This window comes from Campylobacter sp. FOBRC14, from assembly GCF_000287855.1.
Classification (GTDB): Bacteria; Campylobacterota; Campylobacteria; order Campylobacterales; family Campylobacteraceae; genus Campylobacter_A; species Campylobacter_A curvus.
This window is the reverse complement of the sequence record NZ_ALJJ01000007.1, coordinates 184,364-201,431: the sequence shown is the minus strand read 5'-3', so window position 1 is coordinate 201,431 and position 17,068 is coordinate 184,364. Positions and strand designations below refer to the sequence as shown.

General features: G+C 44.4%; 17 protein-coding genes. 10 read left to right on the top strand and 7 right to left on the bottom strand.

Annotated features, from left to right (window positions below):
* The first annotated feature begins 45 nt into the window (after positions 1-45).
* Genes rsmA through HMPREF1139_RS01765 form a run of 4 tightly spaced genes read left to right on the top strand, consistent with a single transcriptional unit; the run spans position 46 to position 4,732 of the window.
* On the top strand, positions 46-903 hold the full coding sequence (gene rsmA / locus HMPREF1139_RS01780; protein ID WP_009649641.1) for a 16S rRNA (adenine(1518)-N(6)/adenine(1519)-N(6))-dimethyltransferase RsmA: 858 nt from the start codon (positions 46-48) through the stop codon (positions 901-903).
* Positions 851-2,983 carry a ribonuclease J gene (locus HMPREF1139_RS01775; RefSeq protein WP_169753700.1) on the top strand — a complete coding sequence of 711 codons (2,133 nt, stop codon included), beginning with the start codon at positions 851-853 and terminating at the stop codon, positions 2,981-2,983. Before rsmA ends, HMPREF1139_RS01775 begins: the two co-directional genes overlap by 53 nt.
* Positions 2,984-2,994: 11 nt before the next feature.
* The gene (locus tag HMPREF1139_RS01770) at positions 2,995-3,957 is read left to right on the top strand and encodes a KpsF/GutQ family sugar-phosphate isomerase (protein ID WP_009649755.1); all 963 of its coding nucleotides are present in this window, start codon (positions 2,995-2,997) and stop codon (positions 3,955-3,957) included.
* A 10-nt stretch (positions 3,958-3,967) separates the two neighbouring features.
* The gene (locus HMPREF1139_RS01765) at positions 3,968-4,732 is read left to right on the top strand and encodes a pseudouridine synthase (RefSeq protein WP_231931870.1); all 765 of its coding nucleotides are present in this window, start codon (positions 3,968-3,970) and stop codon (positions 4,730-4,732) included.
* A gap of 41 nt (positions 4,733-4,773) precedes the next feature.
* Here the strand turns inward: HMPREF1139_RS01765 and HMPREF1139_RS01760 are convergent, their stop codons facing one another.
* Positions 4,774-5,349, bottom strand: a complete 576-nt coding sequence (locus HMPREF1139_RS01760) for a YbaK/EbsC family protein (RefSeq protein WP_009649482.1) — start codon at positions 5,347-5,349, stop codon at positions 4,774-4,776.
* Positions 5,350-5,413: 64 nt separating this feature from the next.
* Between HMPREF1139_RS01760 and ung the strand changes: the two genes are divergently transcribed.
* A complete protein-coding gene (gene ung, locus HMPREF1139_RS01755) occupies positions 5,414-6,109 on the top strand; it encodes a uracil-DNA glycosylase (protein ID WP_009649845.1) in 696 nt (231 codons plus the stop codon).
* 232 nt (positions 6,110-6,341) lie between these two features.
* Here the strand turns inward: ung and HMPREF1139_RS01750 are convergent, their stop codons facing one another.
* Positions 6,342-6,611, bottom strand: a complete 270-nt coding sequence (locus HMPREF1139_RS01750) for a DUF5339 family protein (protein ID WP_034965933.1) — start codon at positions 6,609-6,611, stop codon at positions 6,342-6,344.
* Between the two features lie 428 nt (positions 6,612-7,039).
* On the opposite strand from HMPREF1139_RS01750, the gene HMPREF1139_RS01745 reads away from it, so the two are divergent.
* From HMPREF1139_RS01745 to HMPREF1139_RS01735, 3 genes are all read left to right on the top strand, one after another.
* The gene (locus tag HMPREF1139_RS01745; RefSeq protein WP_009649761.1) at positions 7,040-9,190 is read left to right on the top strand and encodes a TonB-dependent receptor domain-containing protein; all 2,151 of its coding nucleotides are present in this window, start codon (positions 7,040-7,042) and stop codon (positions 9,188-9,190) included.
* 82 nt (positions 9,191-9,272) lie between these two features.
* Positions 9,273-10,457: a replication-associated recombination protein A gene (locus HMPREF1139_RS01740; RefSeq protein WP_009649896.1), complete on the top strand. Its 1,185-nt coding sequence runs from the start codon at positions 9,273-9,275 to the stop codon at positions 10,455-10,457.
* 88 nt (positions 10,458-10,545) lie between these two features.
* Complete coding sequence (locus tag HMPREF1139_RS01735) at positions 10,546-11,967, top strand: alanine/glycine:cation symporter family protein (RefSeq protein WP_009649438.1); 1,422 nt, start codon at positions 10,546-10,548, stop codon at positions 11,965-11,967.
* Between the two features lie 47 nt (positions 11,968-12,014).
* On the opposite strand, the gene HMPREF1139_RS01730 is transcribed toward HMPREF1139_RS01735, so the two are convergent.
* The 3 genes from HMPREF1139_RS01730 to purM all read right to left on the bottom strand — a co-directional run bounded on the left by HMPREF1139_RS01730 (position 12,015) and on the right by purM (position 14,863).
* Positions 12,015-12,461 carry a nuclear transport factor 2 family protein gene (locus HMPREF1139_RS01730; RefSeq protein WP_232209586.1) on the bottom strand — a complete coding sequence of 149 codons (447 nt, stop codon included), beginning with the start codon at positions 12,459-12,461 and terminating at the stop codon, positions 12,015-12,017.
* A gap of 703 nt (positions 12,462-13,164) precedes the next feature.
* Positions 13,165-13,842 (bottom strand): DUF2625 family protein, encoded by a 678-nt coding sequence (locus tag HMPREF1139_RS01725; RefSeq protein ID WP_009649730.1) that lies wholly within the window; start codon positions 13,840-13,842, stop codon positions 13,165-13,167.
* Positions 13,843-13,879: 37 nt separating this feature from the next.
* Positions 13,880-14,863: a phosphoribosylformylglycinamidine cyclo-ligase gene (gene purM, locus HMPREF1139_RS01720; protein WP_009649724.1), complete on the bottom strand. Its 984-nt coding sequence runs from the start codon at positions 14,861-14,863 to the stop codon at positions 13,880-13,882.
* Between the two features lie 69 nt (positions 14,864-14,932).
* Between purM and coaE the strand changes: the two genes are divergently transcribed.
* Both coaE and dapF read left to right on the top strand, forming a co-directional pair.
* Positions 14,933-15,544, top strand: coding sequence for a dephospho-CoA kinase (gene coaE / locus HMPREF1139_RS01715; RefSeq protein ID WP_009649663.1), 612 nt, complete (start codon positions 14,933-14,935; stop codon positions 15,542-15,544).
* Positions 15,525-16,274, top strand: coding sequence for a diaminopimelate epimerase (gene dapF / locus HMPREF1139_RS01710; protein WP_009649843.1), 750 nt, complete (start codon positions 15,525-15,527; stop codon positions 16,272-16,274). Before coaE ends, dapF begins: the two co-directional genes overlap by 20 nt.
* 41 nt (positions 16,275-16,315) lie before the next feature.
* On the opposite strand, the gene rplT is transcribed toward dapF, so the two are convergent.
* Together rplT and rpmI are read right to left on the bottom strand one after the other, a co-directional pair.
* Positions 16,316-16,672 (bottom strand): 50S ribosomal protein L20, encoded by a 357-nt coding sequence (gene rplT / locus HMPREF1139_RS01705; protein ID WP_009649469.1) that lies wholly within the window; start codon positions 16,670-16,672, stop codon positions 16,316-16,318.
* Positions 16,673-16,762: 90 nt separating this feature from the next.
* Positions 16,763-16,954, bottom strand: a complete 192-nt coding sequence (gene rpmI / locus HMPREF1139_RS01700) for a 50S ribosomal protein L35 (protein WP_009649813.1) — start codon at positions 16,952-16,954, stop codon at positions 16,763-16,765.
* Positions 16,955-17,068: the final 114 nt, after the last annotated feature.

Genomic DNA, 17,068 nt, shown 5'->3' with positions numbered 1-17,068 from the left:
TCGACGCGCAGCGTGTAAGCGGCGTGAAAATAGAGTAAAATAAAGATGATAAGGGCGAAAAAGCACTTCGGGCAAAATTTTTTACAAGATGAAGCGGTACTAAACAAAATCATCCAAGCGATACCCAAAGATACGCAAAATATCGTTGAGATTGGGCCTGGCTTAGGTGATTTGACATTTAAAATTTTGCAGATTTGTAGCGTCACGGCTTACGAGATAGACAGCGAGCTGTTTGCGCTACTTGGAAAAAAATTTGCAAAAGAAGTTCAAAACGGACGATTGAAACTTTTTTGTAAAGACGCGCTTGAAAAGTGGGACGAGGGCGGAGTGAGCGAGCAGGGCTACTTTTTGGTGGCGAATTTGCCCTATTACGTCGCCACGAAGATGATACTAAGCGCGATCGACGATGAAAAATGCCGCGGACTTGTCGTGATGATACAGCGAGAAGTCGCGCTTAAATTTAGCGCAAAAAGCGGCGAGAGCGAGTTTAGCTCGCTTGCGATCTTAGCAAACCTCCAAGGCAGCTGCGAGCTGCTTTTTGACGTGAGTGCGCAGTACTTTAACCCGCCGCCAAAGGTCGTCTCATCAGTCATAAAGATCCAAAAAAGTAAAATTTTGCTTGGCGAAAGTGGCATATTTAAAGATAAATTTGAGTATGAAAAATTTAAGATTTTTCTAAAAATCGCCTTTGCTTCACCAAGAAAAACGCTTATGAAAAATTTATCGGCTAAATTTGATAAATTTGAGCTAAACACGCTTTTTGCCGAGTTAAATTTAAGCCCCGCTATCCGTCCGCACGAACTAAATGTCGAACTTTATCTAAAAATATTTGAAAATTTAAAGGAAGATAATGAACGACAAAAACGAAGAAAAAGCGGTAGTCTCGCAGGGCAAGAGCAATAAAAAACGCAGATTTCGCCCGAGAAACAAAGAGCGAAATGGTACTGCTAACGAGGCTGTAAATTCGGCGCAAAGCGTTATAGATAATTTCTTTGCAAGCGACGAAGCAAGCGATAAAAACGCGCAGCCATCACAGCAAAAGCAAACTAACAAAAATCATAACGCTAACAAACAAAACAAACACGGCAAGCAAAATTCAAACGCTCAAAACGCCCAAACAAAGCAAGAGCAAAAGCCAAACGCACAGTCAAATTCCGGCTCAAACGGCGAAAATCCAAACAAAAAACAAAAAAAGATCCGTAAAAATTTACCTGCCAAACTAAACGGCAACGAGCAGTGGCAGCAAGACATCGCAAATGCGATGGAAGCGAACAAAGCCACGCACGAACTGCGCCTCGAACCGCTTAAATTTCAAAATTCGACCGAGCATAAGATCCGCGTAACGCCGCTTGGCGGACTGGGCGAGATCGGCGGAAATATGACCGTCTTTGAGACCGATACCAGCGCGATCATCGTGGATATCGGTATGAGCTTTCCGAGCGAAAGCATGCACGGCGTGGATATTTTGATCCCGGACTTTGACTACGTACGAAAGATAAAGGACAAGATAAAAGGCGTCATCATCACGCACGCACACGAGGATCATATCGGCGCGGTGCCATATTTTTACAAAGAGTTTAAATTTCCGATCTACGCCACGCCGTTGCCGCTTGGCATGATAAATAATAAATTTGAAGAGCACGGGCTCAAACAAGAGCGCTCCCTTTTCCGCTCGGTCGAGAAGCGAAAGCCCTATATCATCGGCGATTTTGAGGTCGAGTGGATACATATTACGCACTCGATCATCGACGCCTCCGCGCTTGCGATCACGACAAAGGCGGGCACGATCATCCACACCGGTGACTTCAAGATCGATCACACTCCGATCGACGGCTATGCTAGCGACCTTGGGCGGCTTGCGTATTACGGCGAGCGCGGTGTGCTGTGCCTTATGAGCGATAGCACGAACAGCTACCGCGAGGGCTTCACTAAAAGCGAAAGCAGCGTGGGAAAGACCTTTGACGCGATATTTTCAAAGGCAAAGGGGCGCGTGATAATGAGCACGTTTAGCTCGAATATCCACCGCGTCTATCAGGCGATCGAGTGGGGGCTGAAATACAACCGCAAGGTCTGCGTCATCGGGCGAAGCATGGAGCGAAACCTCTACACGGCGATGGAGCTAGGCTACGTGAAGCTGGATAAGAAAATTTTCATCGACGCCAACGAAGTGGGTAAATTTAAAGATAACGAAGTGCTGATCGTCACCACCGGCTCGCAGGGCGAGACGATGAGCGCGCTTTATCGTATGGCGACGGACGAGCACAAATACATCAAGATAAAGCCAAGTGATCAGATCATCATCAGCTCCAAGGCGATCCCGGGCAACGAAGGCAGCGTCTCGACGATCTTAAATTTCCTCATCAAAAGCGGCGCGAGCGTGGCGTATCAGGATTTTAGCGAGATCCACGTCTCAGGGCACGCAGCCCAAGAAGAGCAAAAGCTGATGCTGCGCCTCATCAAACCAAAATTCTTTTTACCCGTGCATGGCGAATACAACCACATCGCAAAGCACAAAGAAACGGCGATGAGCTGCGGCGTGGATGAGCGAAATATCTATTTGATGAGCGACGGCGATCAGATGGAAATCTGTCAAAAATATATGAAGCGCGCCAAGACCGTGAAAACGGGTAAGGTCTTTATCGACAATCAAATCAACAAGCAAATTTCAGACGATGTCGTCATCGACCGTCAAAATTTAGCCGAAGCAGGTGTCGTTATGATCATCGCGCAAATTTCGCGCCACAGTCAAAAGCTCATCAACAAGCCACGCGTCATTAGCTACGGACTGGTTGCGGACAGGCAGGATAACGAGTTTAGTAAAGAGATGGAAGAGGTGCTGGTGCAGTTTCTAAGCAATGTCAAAGAGGAGCTTCTAAAAGACAACCGCATGCTCGAAGCTCAGGTGCGTCAAGTCATCCGCAAGCACATTTTTAGAAAGATCAAAAAATACCCTACCATCGTGCCGATCATCTATCTAATGTAAGGAAAATTTGAATGCAAAATATGCAAGACATCGCCGCCGAGGTGCTAAAAATCGAAGCCCAGGAGCTTCTAAGACACGCGTCAAATTTGGGCGGTGAGATAGAAGAAGCGGTAAATTTGATGTATAACACAAAAGGCAAGGTCATCGTCACGGGCGTGGGCAAAAGCGGACACATCGGCGCAAAGATTGCCGCGACACTTGCCAGCACGGGCACGCCTAGCTTTTTCATCCATCCGACCGAGGCGATGCACGGAGACCTTGGTATGATCGATAAAAACGATGTCGTTTTGGCGATCAGTTTTAGCGGTGAGAGCGACGAGCTGGTTAAAATTTTGCCTCACGTTAAACGCTTTGGCGTAAAGATCATCTCGATGGCAAGGAGTAAGGCGAGCTCGCTTGGCAAATTTAGCGACGCGTTCATCTGCCTTGACATCGTGCGCGAGGCGTGCCCGCTAAACGTCGCGCCGACCGCATCGACGACGCTCACGCTTGCACTTGGTGACGCACTTGCGGTTTGCTTGATGAAGAGGCGCGGGTTTAAGAAAGAAGACTTTGCAAATTTTCATCCGGGCGGCAGCCTTGGCAAACGGCTGTTTTTAAAGGTAAAAGACGTGATGAGAAGCGAAAATTTGCCAATCGTTAGTGACGATGTTAGTCTCAAAAACGCGATAGATACGATGACGCATGGCAAGCTTGGTAACGTGCTATTAGTAAATTTAAAGGGCGAGTTAGTAGCGGTTTTGAGCGACGGCGACTTACGGCGCGCGCTGATGAGCGAAAAATTTGACATCAATGAAAAGGCGATAAAATACGCAACCAAATCGCCAAAAACGCTTAGTGACCCTGAAATGTTGGCGATCGACGCGTTAAAACTCATAGAAGAGTATAAAATTCAAATTTTGATCGTAGTTGATAACGCACATAGACCTATCGGCGTGCTACATATCCACGATCTGGCAAATTTAGGACTATAAAATGCAAAAAATGAGGCTGAATAAATTCATATCGCATAACACGAGCTATTCGCGCAGAGAGGCTGACGAGCTCATAAAATCGGGCAAAATAAGCGTCAATAACAAACTTGTTAGCGAGCTGGCAACGAGCGTTAGTGACGAAGACAAGGTCAAGATCGGCGGGCGACTCGTGAAGCCAAAAAAGGACTTCACGATGATCGTCTATCATAAGCAAAAGGGCGAACTCGTCACCAAAAAAGACGATCGCGGACGCAAGACGATCTACGACGCGCTACCAGAGGGCTTTGCTAAATTTGTCAGTATCGGGCGGCTTGATTACGCTAGCGAGGGGCTTTTACTGCTCACGGACGCGCCTGCGATCGCTACAGCTCTAATGAGTAGCGACATCGAGCGCGAATACTATCTAAAAGTAAAAGGCGAGATCACCGATGAGGTCAAAACTGCGATGCGAGAGGGCTTTTTCGCCGCTGATGCGAGCAAGGGCGCGCATGCAAAGAGCAAGATAAAGTCGATGGAATTTAAGCCCTTTGTTGCGTTTGACATCTTTGGCTCAAGCGGCGGATATACGAAATTTCGCGTCATCATAAACGAAGGGCAAAACCGCGAGCTTAGGCGGTTTTTTGGCTATTTTGACCTGGAAGTCATGGATCTAAAACGCGTCAGCTTTGGACGCGTGGATCTTGGAATGTTGAAACCTGGCAAATGGCGATACTTTGAAAACGGCGAATATGAAGATTTGAGAGATTTTTTGAAAGCCAATGATATAAGATATTAAAAAATAATCAGTAATAAAATTGTACGTACACGAGATTATTGCTACATTTCTTGATCAATCATCGCAAATTTTACCAGTTTTGGTCTCACTATCTTTTCGTAGTCTTTTGCGCTTAAAATGATAGAATGATCAAGCAATCCCGCGTTAAAAGCGATCTCCTCATACCTTTCAAACAAGCTAGGATCGGCGATCAACAATAAATTTTTATGGAAGCTAAATGGTGGCACCGAGCCAAAAACGCAGTCTGTTAGCTCTAGCACTTCTGATGGGCTTGCCAAGCTCACTTTTGTGCCGCCAAGTGTAGCCGTAAGGGCGTCTAAATCTGCTTTATAATCGGCTGGAAGCACTGCTAGAACAAAAATTTTATTAGCTTTCATCCTAGGTTTATCGTCGGCAAGCCGCAAATGGGACGGGGCACTGCAGGCTATATCGCCAAGAGCCTCTAAATTTACCCCTTTGATAGAACAAACTAACGCCTTGGCTCCTTGTCCTAACTCGGTATTTCGTAATCTGGCTACTTCTTCACTAGTCCTCGCCTCTGCATGCGAAACCACTCTAAATTTAGCGTTTTGCGAGCTCAAAAGCTCTTTTATGCTTTCAAAAATTCTCTGTGACATTTTGCATCCTTTTGGCTAATTATACATTAAATTTAAGCTTGTTATAATGACAAAAAGGAAAAACATGCAGGTAAATTTAGAAGATGTAAAGATCGAGCCAAGCTGGAAAGAGGCATTAAAAGGTGAGTTTTTAAGCCTGTATTTTGGCGATATAAAAGAAAAGCTGATATGCGCAAAAAGAGCCGGCATCGTCTATCCACCGTCAAATTTGATATTTAATGCCTTTAATCTAACGCCGTTTGATACTGTAAAGGTCGTCATACTCGGTCAAGATCCTTATCATGGTCCTAATCAAGCCATGGGGCTAAGCTTTTCAGTCCCAAACGGTGTGAGGATCCCGCCAAGCCTTGTAAATATATATAAAGAAATTTACGATGATTTGGGTATCCGCGAGCCAAATTCTGGCGATCTGACGTATTGGGCGAAGCAGGGTGTTTTGCTACTAAACGCTTCACTAACAGTTGGCGCTAACATGGCAAATTCACATAGTGGTTTTGGCTGGCAAATTTTCACCGATGCAGTCATTAAAATTTTAAGCCGTGAGCGTGAAAATATCGTATTTCTACTCTGGGGCAATCCCGCAAAAGCCAAAATCCCGCTCATCGATACTAACAAACATCTAGTGCTAACAGCCGCTCATCCAAGTCCTTTGGCGCGCGGTGCATTTTTTGGATGCCGTCACTTTTCTAAGACGAATTTTTATCTTACGCAGCATGCAAAGACGCCGATAGATTGGGATCTGAATAACTTTCAAATTTAGGCTTTAGTATCATAAGGCTTTCCTAAAATTTGTGGTGGAACAAATGAGCTGACTTGTAGTGCGTAGTACTTTATAAGCTTAACTTTCGTAATTTCACTACTGTAACTCGGATTTTCTGCTTAGAAGTGGCTTAAAGAAATCAAAACATAGTCTAATTTTTTTATGAATAAAATTAAAAAACTTCACAAATAAGCTTTACCTGTGAAGTTTTTAAATAGATAGCCTATGAAATTTATTTAGGCATTGCTTGCATTACTTGTTTCATTTGTTCGAGTGCAGGCTTGCAAGCGGCCTCTTGGGAATCTTTTGGAAGTTGGGCAAATTGTTTTTTCTGGTCCTCGTATGTTGATTTCATGGTTGCCATTTGCGGGTTGTCTTTTGACATTTCTACAAATTTGTCAACCATTTTGAAATATTCTTCGCAAGCAGGTGAAAGATCTGCTGCTGTAGCTGAAATACTCATAGCGCTTAAAAAGGCGATTGCCAACAATGATTTTTTCATATATTCTCCTTGAAATAAAATATAAACGATTATATTATTTTATATTTTAAAACAAGTTTAAGATAAATATCAGATATTATCTGATTTTATAAATTTCTAGATTAACTATATTAAAACGGCTCTGTTTCAAAAAAGTGCTGATAGCCTTAAACGAACGCTTCGCAAATCTTACTTACTCCACGAAGTACCAAACATATAGCACTCTCTGCTTGCAGTTGCGAAGCAAAATAGTGTCGCTTCATAAGATTTGACTACGCTAGAATGTTTAAAATTTTAAAAATTAATACTTCTTAAAGCAAGGCTATTAAAATATATAAAGTATGTTTAAACATCATTAATGTCTAATTTATTCTTAAGAAAATAACTGCTATTATCCTTATAATTTAATATTAATTATCAATATTTATTTTAAAATATAAGGAGGTAAAATGTGTAAATTAAGCAAAGTTACCGCCATTATTTTATTTGGCGTATCTTCTGCCACAGCACAAATGGGGGGGGGTTCGGACGTAAATTCTAAACGAACCGACTCAAACACGACCATCGCGACAGTCAGGCTCGATACGGTCTCGATCATGGCAAATAGGAGCGAAACCGATGTTGCAAAATACGCAGGTCAGGTCAGTATCTTAAATCAAAATGACTTGGTAAAATCGCCCTCTATCATCGAAGATCTAGGCTCCATTCCTGGTGTGCAGCTTGGAAATGATTTTGGTCGGCAGGTTGGTCAGTATTTCAACATCCGCGGCTTTGGCTATCAAAGCGAAGCCCGCGTCATCATCGAACAAGACGGTATCAAGCGCTCTGCATCACTCTTTTCAAATCAAATTTCAAGCTTTCGCGTCGATAATGACTTGCTAAAACGCGTCGAAGTCGTAAAGGGTGCATCATCTGTACTTCACGGCAGTGGCGCGATCGGCGGTATCGTTAGCATGCAGACAAAAGGCGTAAATGACTTCATAAACCCGGGCAGCGACTACGGCGTTACGATAGGCCATCGTCAAGAGAGCAATCACATGAATTCAAACCGCGCTGCTATCGCTTTGCGACCGGTAGAAAATTTCGGATTTGTGCTTTATGGCAAGCACGCGGACTTTGGCACGATGAAAATGGCAAAGGACGGAAAGAGAACGGGCATAAAGTATGCTATAAACGATGAGCGCATAAATACCGTCTTTGCAAAGACCGAGTGGGCGATAACAGATGAACACGCGATAGAGGCTAGTGTATTTAATTATCACGAAAATTTTATCAGCGGTTGGCAGTCGCTTTACTGGTCGGAGCCCGGAGCACTACCGACGGTCGGACGGCTAAAACAGCGCGATTATAGCGTGATATATAAATATACTCCGCTTAATAACAACTGGGTAAATTTGTCGCTTCAGTATTATAATGCAAGGGCTCAAAACCATAGGATAAGATCTGGTATCTTAAGACGCCAGCCGCTTTTAATTGATTACGTCAATAAAGACGACAGATGGGGGCTGAGGCTAAAAAACGAGAGTGTTTTTGCCACGGGCTGGCTGGAGCATAGACTGGTAACTGGCGTTGATTACGAGCATAGGAAAGAAGACGCGATATTTTTGTATAACGGCGAACCGTCTGACTTTGGCTCGTTTCCAAATTTTTACAAAGATCTTGGTATCTACGCTCAAGATGTCTTTGATGTGGGAAAATTTGAATTTACCCTTGGCGGGCGTTTTGACAAATTTAAACGCGGTGTGAAGCTACCGGGCAGGAGCACGAGCTCGGAGTCGAGATTTTCGCCTAAATTTGCTCTTGCTTACGAGGTGCTCGATGGTGTAAATTTACTCGCCGGATACGCCGAGACCTTTAGAAGTCCTACGCCAAACGAGACCTCTCCTATCGGTCCGCTAAATCCTCACTACTGGTATATGTCAAACCCTCAGCTAAAACCTGAGCTTGCAAAAGAATACGAGCTTGGCCTTTCTATCGACAAACAAAATTTATTTGGCGATGATGAGCTGTATTTTAAGGCGACTTACTACAATGGCAATATCAAAGATATGATAGCTTTGCAAGTAAAACCTGGCAATCCGCCATTTGATCCGGACGCACCCAATAGGCGCTACGGTATGTATGAAAATGTCGATCACGCAAAGCGTCATGGCATCGAGGTCGAGTCAAAATATGCCATAAATAACCTCGTCTTCTCTCTAGGCTATGACCACACTAAAATTTACGATAAAGCAACCAAAAAGATACTCACCGTCTATGCCGACAAGCTGACATTTGGTGCACTTTATAAATATCAGCCTTGGGGGCTTAGCATGGGTGCTGATGTGACGCACTGGTTCAAACCTAATAACGATGAAAAAGAATTCGTTTCACAGGGTGTGACCTACAAAAACAACGACGAGACTTTCACGATCGTAAATTTAAAGGGCAAATGGGAGCCGAGAAATTTTGATAGCTATTTGCTAAATAAAGGGCTTAAGATCAGCTTTGGTATAAATAATCTCTTCAATAAAGAATACATCTTTCCAAACGGGTTAAAAAGGACCTCAAGAGTCGGCAAAGGTAGAAATTTCTACGTCGATTTTGAAAAGACGTTTTAGGCGGTGAAATTTAAGAACGGGGCATGAAGCCTCGTTCATATTTAAATTTGAGTATAATAGCTTAAATTTAAAAGGAGAAATTTTGCAAGCCTTTGCTTTACGCTTCCGCCCTAAAAAGCTCGATGATATCTGCGGACAAAGCGATATAGTCGCCGTCTTTAAAAAATTTATCGCAAATGAGAAGATCCCGCACAGTATATTTTACGGACTTGCAGGCTGTGGTAAAACGAGCTTTGCGCGAGCTGTTGCGGCAGAGATGAGCTATGATTTTTATGAGTTTGATGGAGGTAACTTAAAGGTAGAAGAATTTCGCAAAATTTTAAAAAGCTATGAAAATGCTCTAAATAAGCCGCTATTTTTCATCGATGAGATCCACCGCCTGAGCAAAACACAGCAAGAAGCCCTGCTCATACCGATGGAAAACTACCGTGCCATAATAATCGGCGCAAGCACGGAAAATCCATTTTTTACACTAAGCTCTGGTATCCGTAGCCGATCGATGCTGTTTGAATTCAAGCCTCTTAACTCACACGACTTTGAGAGGCTACTAACGCGTGTTAGCGACGAGATAAAATTTGATATAAGTGACGAAGCTAAGGAGTATCTTTTTAAAAGTAGCGGTGGAGATGCAAGGAGCTTTCTAAATTTACTCGAATTCGCGCTGAGTCTAGGCACTAACATAACGCTTGAAAATCTCAAAATTCTACGTGCAAATGCCGTTAGCGAAGGCGTGAGCGAGGACGATACGCACTACCATTTAGCAAGCGCATTTATAAAAAGCCTGCGAGGTAGCGACGAGAACGCCGTTATCTATTATCTCGCACGGCTCATTGACGCCGGCGAGAGTGCAGACTTTATCGCGCACAGGATGGTGATATTTGCCAGCGAAGATATCGGTAACGCTAACCCAAACGCCTTAAATTTAGCTACCAGCACGCTAACAGCTGTTAGTAAGATAGGCTATCCAGAAGCGCGCATAATCCTCTCTCAATGCGCCGTCTATCTAGCTCACTCGCCAAAGTCGAATTCAAGCTATTTAGCTATAAACAGTGCCTTAAAATACGTCAAAAACGAGCCGCCTCTTAAAATCCCACCGTATCTCGTCAATACGGATCCGCAGATCAAAAACTACCTTTACCCGCATGATTTTGGTGGCTGGGTCGAGCAAAAATATCTCGAAAAGCCGCTGAAATTTTACGAAAGCAAGGGCATAGGCTTTGAAAAAACGCTTGATGAGTGGATCGGTAAGATAAAAATTAAAAAGTAGTCCATCTTTTTTACATTTTATAAAAATTTTAAATTTTTTTTAATATACTGAAAAATCTCATTGAAATTTGCTTGAAAAGGATTTGCCATTGGAACTATTTACCGATCTCGTCAGCAAGATAAACTCGTTCGTTTGGGGGCCGTATTTTCTGATAGCTCTGCTTTGCGGTACGGGACTTTACTTTACTATCAGGCTAAAATTCGTTCAAATTTTTAAATTCAAAGACGGCTGGAATCGTTTATTTGGTAGTTTTTCTCTTCACGGTGAAGCGGCCGGCAAGCACGGCATGAGCTCCTTTCAGGCAGTCGCCACCGCAGTCGCAGCACAAGTCGGCACGGGTAACTTGGTCGGTGCGTCTACCGCTATCATAATGGGCGGTCCTGGTGCGATATTTTGGATGTGGTGCGCCGCATTTTTAGGGATGGCGACGAATTTTGCCGAAATTTGCCTGGCGCAAGTTTATCGCACGAAGGATAATAGCGGCCATACGATAGGCGGCCCGGCATTTTACATCTCGCGTGGACTTGGCGGCAAGATGGGTAAAATTTTAGCCGCATTCTTTGCTCTTGCTATCATTTTGGCGCTTGGCTGCATGGGAAATATGGTGCAAGCAAATTCCATCTCGGACGGCTTTGCTGGTGCGTTTGGCGTGCCACAATGGCTGATGGGCGTCATATTGGCCATTATATGCGCCGTAGTTTTCATAGGTGGAGTAAAGACTATCGCACGCGTAGCCGAAAAGGTCGTGCCGCTCATGGCGATACTTTATGTTTTTGTGGGCCTTGTGATAATGTGTGTGAATTTTAAAGAGATCCCGGGCGTGATATCTATCATTTTTGAGGCGGCTTTTGATCCGTCTGCGGCTTGGGGCGGGGCAGTAGGAGCTAGCATAGCGACGGCGATGAGATATGGCATCGCGCGCGGACTGTTTTCAAACGAAGCGGGCATGGGCTCGACTCCGCACGCTCACGCTGCAGCACAGGTGAAACACCCCGTAGAGCAAGGCGTGCTTGGGATAATGAGTGTATTTGTCGATACTTTCGTCGTTTTAAACATCACTGTCTTCGTCGTGCTCAGCTCAAATGTCATCGATCCTGCCAATATCCATGCACTAGGCGGCATCACGCTGGTTCAAGAGGCGTTCTCATCGCATCTACTCGGCCATACGCTCGGCTACTCTTTTGTTGCGATTTGTCTATTTTTCTTTGCATTTACGACTATTATTGGATGGTATTATTTTGCTGAGATAAATGTCAGATATCTCTTTGGCCCAAAAGCCGTTAAAATACTTCAAATTTTAGTCGTTGTATTCGTTTTTATGGGAAGTTTGCTAAAGATCAAGCTCGTTTGGGAGCTGTCAGACCTCTTCAACGGACTGATGGTGATACCAAACTTGATAGCCGTGCTTATACTAAGCCCGATCGTTGTGAAGCTTTTAAAAGATTATAACGACAAAAAAGATTATGATGTGAAAGATTATATCCGCTACGGAAAACAAAACAGTCTATGATGACAGGTCGGCTTGAAGGCTGAAATTTTGCCTCAAGCCACAAAAATTTAAAACATCGTGTTGTTGTTTTCGGCTTTTTCGGGCAGGTCTTGTATCACGTCCCAGTGCTCGACGATCTTGCCGTCCTTCACGCGGAAAATATCCACCGCAGCCTGTCCGCGGTCATTTGGGTTTAGCTTTATGTGGTTGTGGATGAAGACCAGCTCGCCGTCTGCTCCGATGCGTTTGATGACGGCGCTACTTTGCGGGAATTCTTTGAGAAAGCCGCCGACTGCGCTTTTAAACGCCGCTTTGCCGTCCTTGAAATTTGGGCTATGCTGTTTGTATTCGCTACCCACGTCGCTATCGATCACCGATGTGTCGTGCTTGTTAAAGACGCTGTTCCAGAAATTTTCGACCAAAATTTTATTTTGCTCGCTCACGCTCTGCGTAGCACCCGCCGCACCAAACGCCAAAGATACCGCCGCCAAAACTACTAAAAAACTCTTTTTCATGATCGCTCTTTTGTAAAAATTTGTCGATGTTATCATAGGCATTACAACAAAATGTAAATTTAAATAGCAAGGTAAATTTTACTTTGGCTTCCTGTCTATTTGGCACTCACTTCGCTTCTACTACGCAGTTGCGGATGCGTAGCACAAAGTAAAAATTGGCAGCGATAAACCCATTAGCAAGGGTTTACTTGAATGCTGTTCGTATTTTTTAAAGCTAAAAATCAATATTTAGAGCCAATTTATATTTACAGATCACCAAAATAACGCATACTTTTCTTATGATATCGCGCTTTGTATCGTTGTGTGTCTCGTATGAGCAGTCGTTAAATTTTTAGCTCTCTTAAACAACTTCATTGCCTGCGATAAAGGACTTGCCTACTGCCACAAGGCATAGCAAATTTTTAAAATTTAGCTCTGCTATAATAAATCATTTATACTTGCTTCGCAAACCCTGTTCGCTCCAAGAGTGACCAGTGCGGACGCGAACAGCGTTTGCACGGAGCGAATAGCCGAACATATAGCACTATTTTTTGCTTCGTTGCACTCGCAACTGCGAGCAGACCGCGCTCAGCCTACGGCTTCTCTGAAAATCGGCGGTGATAGCGTCGCTTCACAAGGTTTTACTCGAATGCTGTTCGCATTCTCCTGCTTTGAAATCTGAAAATCAATGAAGTATTTTAACAGAGTCTAAAATTTTTATTGTTTAGCTACCAAGTTTTGCCACAAATTCTATCATCAGGCGGTAGCTCTCGTCCGCACTAACGGCTTTTTGGCTAAGCGCACCCACGCCCATATCTTGCGCCTCTTTGCTCCATGAAAACGGATAAAATGAAAACGTCTCGTCGCAACCAAGCTTCGCGACCGCGTCCTGCCAGCCTTCGAAAAAATACGGCTCGTAAAATTTCGCCACATTGCCGCAAAATAGCCAACACACGAAATCCGAGTAGGAAAGCTGCGTGTCCTCCCACTCGAGCGTGTCCGGTGCTAGATAGTAGATGACACCCGCGTTCTCGCCAAGCCCGCCGTCATTTATCGCAAAGACCCCGCCCACTACATCATCAGCGACGATGAGATACGGCCACCCTTGCATCGGCAGATCTGGCATCATCTTTGCATTCCAGCCGGCAAGCCCGCGTCTCATTCGATCGCACCCACTGCCAAGCAGGCGCACGAAGCCCCGATAAAACAGCACTCCGCCGCTTTCATAAACGACCGCTCCCATCGGCGATCTGGTACTGATCTGCAACGCGACCAGCTCCTCGCCCGCCAGCCGCTCATCACGCGGTAAAATTTCAAAATGATTTTTAGCTTCCGCCGCCCACTCTTTGACCAGCCGCCAGCCTGGCTCTTCTAAATTTACGAGCTCGTTTAAGGTTTTCACATTTTTCCTTATTATCAAGAATGCACGCTAAATTTATCTAAACCAGCTCTACACCCTTGCCTTTTACGACCTCGCCGATGATGTAGCCGTCCGAGTTTGCTAGCACGGCGTCTGTGTTTTGCTTTGGCACGACCAGCACGAGCCCAACGCCCATGTTAAACGTCCTCATCATCTCGGCGGGCTCGACTTTTTGTACGATGATGTTAAAAATTTCAGGTGTTTTTATCGCACTTTTTTGCACCTTCGCGCCAAGCCCATCAGGGAAAATGCGCGGTAGGTTTTCGACGATGCCACCGCCCGTGATGTGCGCGAGTGCGGAGATTTTGTCTTTTAAATTTAAAAAGTCGCGCACATAAATTCGCGTTGGCTCTAAAAGCGTGTCGATGAGCGTGCGACCCGCGACTCGCTCGTCAAATTTTAGCCCCAGCTCCGCCACGACCTTACGTGCGAGCGAGAAGCCATTGGAGTGCAGACCGCTTGACGGCAACGCCACGAGCACATCGCCCTCACGGACAAATTTAGCTCGGTCGATCTCATCCTCCTCGGCGATACCCACCGCAAAGCCCGCGAGATCGAAGTCGCCCTTTTCATACATCGATGGCATCTCTGCCGTCTCACCGCCAATCAGCGCGCAGCCAGCTAGCTGACATCCATCGGCGATGCTCTTTACGACGGCTTTTGCGTCCTCGATCTCTAGCTTTGCCGTCGCGTAATAATCGAGAAAAAACAGCGGCGTGGCAAAGTTGCAGATGAGGTCATTTACGCACATGGCGACGAGATCTCGCCCGACGCCGTCAAATTTATGCGCGTCGATCGCGAGACGTAGCTTCGTACCCACGCCATCCGTCGCGCCCAAAATAGCGGGCTTTTCATACCCCGCAGGCAGTCGCACCGCGCCCGAAAATGAGCCGATACCGCCTATCACGTTTGGTGTGCGCGTCGCCTTCACAAAGGGCTTTATCGCCTCCACAAAGCTGTTGCCAGCGTCGATATCCACTCCCGCGTCTTTGTAGCTTATCATTTTTTGCCTTTTAAAAATTTGCTAAATTTTAGCCAAGACTTGCTAAAATCGCGGTAAAAAAGGATAAATTTGAGCGAGTTCAAGCACGCATTCGTCATCACAGGCAGTATCGGTAGCGGCAAAAGCACGGTGCTAAATTTGCTGAAATTGCACGGATTTAGCGTGATAGACGCGGATATTATCGCACACGAGCAGCTGCAAATTTGCGCCAAGCAAGTCGCAACAAAATTTGGCGATGAAATTTTAACAGAGGACACGGTCGATCGTAAGAAGCTTGGCAACATCGTATTTAACGACAAAGAAAAGCTCGCGTGGCTCGAAAATCTGCTACATCCGCGCATAAAGGCTGAAATTTTATCCCGCGCGCGAATTTTGGAGGCAAAAGAGCAGCCGTTTTTTGTGGATATCCCGCTATATTTTGAGGGGCTTGATTACGATGAATTTACACAAGTCGCGCTTGTCTATGCGCCTAAAAATTTGCTGGTTGAACGTGTAATGCGACGAAATTCTTTGACGCATGATGAAGCGTTGCGCCGAGTGGAGCTACAAATTGATATCGAAAAAAAGCGAGAAATGGCAAAATTTGCGATAGATAATAGCCGAAATTTAGCAAATTTAGAGCGTGAAACGACTGAATTTATAAAAAAACTGAAAGGCAAATATGATAGTATCAAAGTATAACGCAAACGGCAATGACTTCGTGATATTTCATACGTTTGTTAGTGCGGATAGAAGCGAGCTTGCTGCGAGGCTTTGCGACCGATATAACGGCATCGGTGCAGACGGACTGATCGTGCTAAAACCGGACAAGGATACTAACGAAATCGTTTGGGAATTTTATAACTCCGATGGAAGCCATGCGGATATGTGTGGTAACGGATCACGTGCAGCAGCCCAATACGCCGTAGACAATCAACTTTGCACTAATGTATTTGACCTGGTGACCGGAAGCGGCATAGTTAGTGCAAACGTTAGTAAAGATGGCGTAGAAGTAGAGCTGACTAGCCCTAAAATTCTTAGTAATAAGCCCATAGATGAGTTTGGCAAGATATGGCATTTTTATGATACCGGTGTACCCCATCTTGTTAGTTTTGTTAGCGACTTGAATGAATTTGACATCCAAACTTGCCGAGATCTCCGCTATAAATATAATGCTAACGTGAATTTAGCCAAGTTGGAAAATAATACTATTTATGTTCGCACTTATGAGCGCGGTGTGGAAAATGAGACACTAGCGTGCGGTACAGGTATGGCTGCATGTTTTTACGGTACGGTTTTAAATTTTAACGCATCTAGGTGCTGCAAAGTGTATCCAAAAAGCGGTGATGAGCTTGGCTTAAGACTAGAAAATGGTAAAATCTTCTTCAAGGGAAAAGTAAAACATTGTTTTGATGCTTATATAGATGTTTGATTAAAAATAAAATCTCTGCCTTGATGGCAGAGATGGATCGATTATTTTAAAGCGTCTTTCGCTTGTTTTGCAAGTGCCGCAAATGCTTTCGCGTCATTCATGGCCAAATCAGCTAAAATTTTTCTATCAAGCTCGATATTTGCTTTTTTTAGTCCGTTCATAAATCTTGAATAGCTAAGATCGTTTAGTCTGCAAGCAGCGTTGATCCTGACGATCCACAAACGGCGGAAATCGCGCTTTTTCTGTCGTCTGTCGCGATACGCATAGACTAAGCTTCTTTCGAGCTGCTCTTTGGCTTTTCTAAAGTGTTTGTGTCTTGCACTAAAAAATCCGCGTGCAAGCTTTAGAACTTTTTTATGGCGTCTTCTTCTAACTACGCCTGTTTTTACTCTTGCCATATTTATCCTTTACAAATTGGCGTCCATTTCGGATCTTTCCCTAAAATTTTAGGGGAGTTTGAATGACTTTTGGTCAAAAACTTCACTCGTTTATACGCCGAGCATTTTCTTTACTGCAGAAACATTCGTGCCATCCACATAATGTGGTCCGCGCAAATCTCTCATACGCTTGCTTGGCTTTTTAGTTAAAATATGGCTTCTAAAAGCTGAGCCACGTTTTATCTTGTTTTTGCCTACTTTGAAGCGTTTAGCAGCACCGCGAACGGTTTTCATTTTTGGCATGCTAATCCTTTTTTCGGTTTTTACGTTAGACGTAAGATGTGGATTATACTAAAATTTGCTTTAAGAAATTTAAATTTAATAAAATGAAGTCAAAATTTATAATGTGAAATTTTA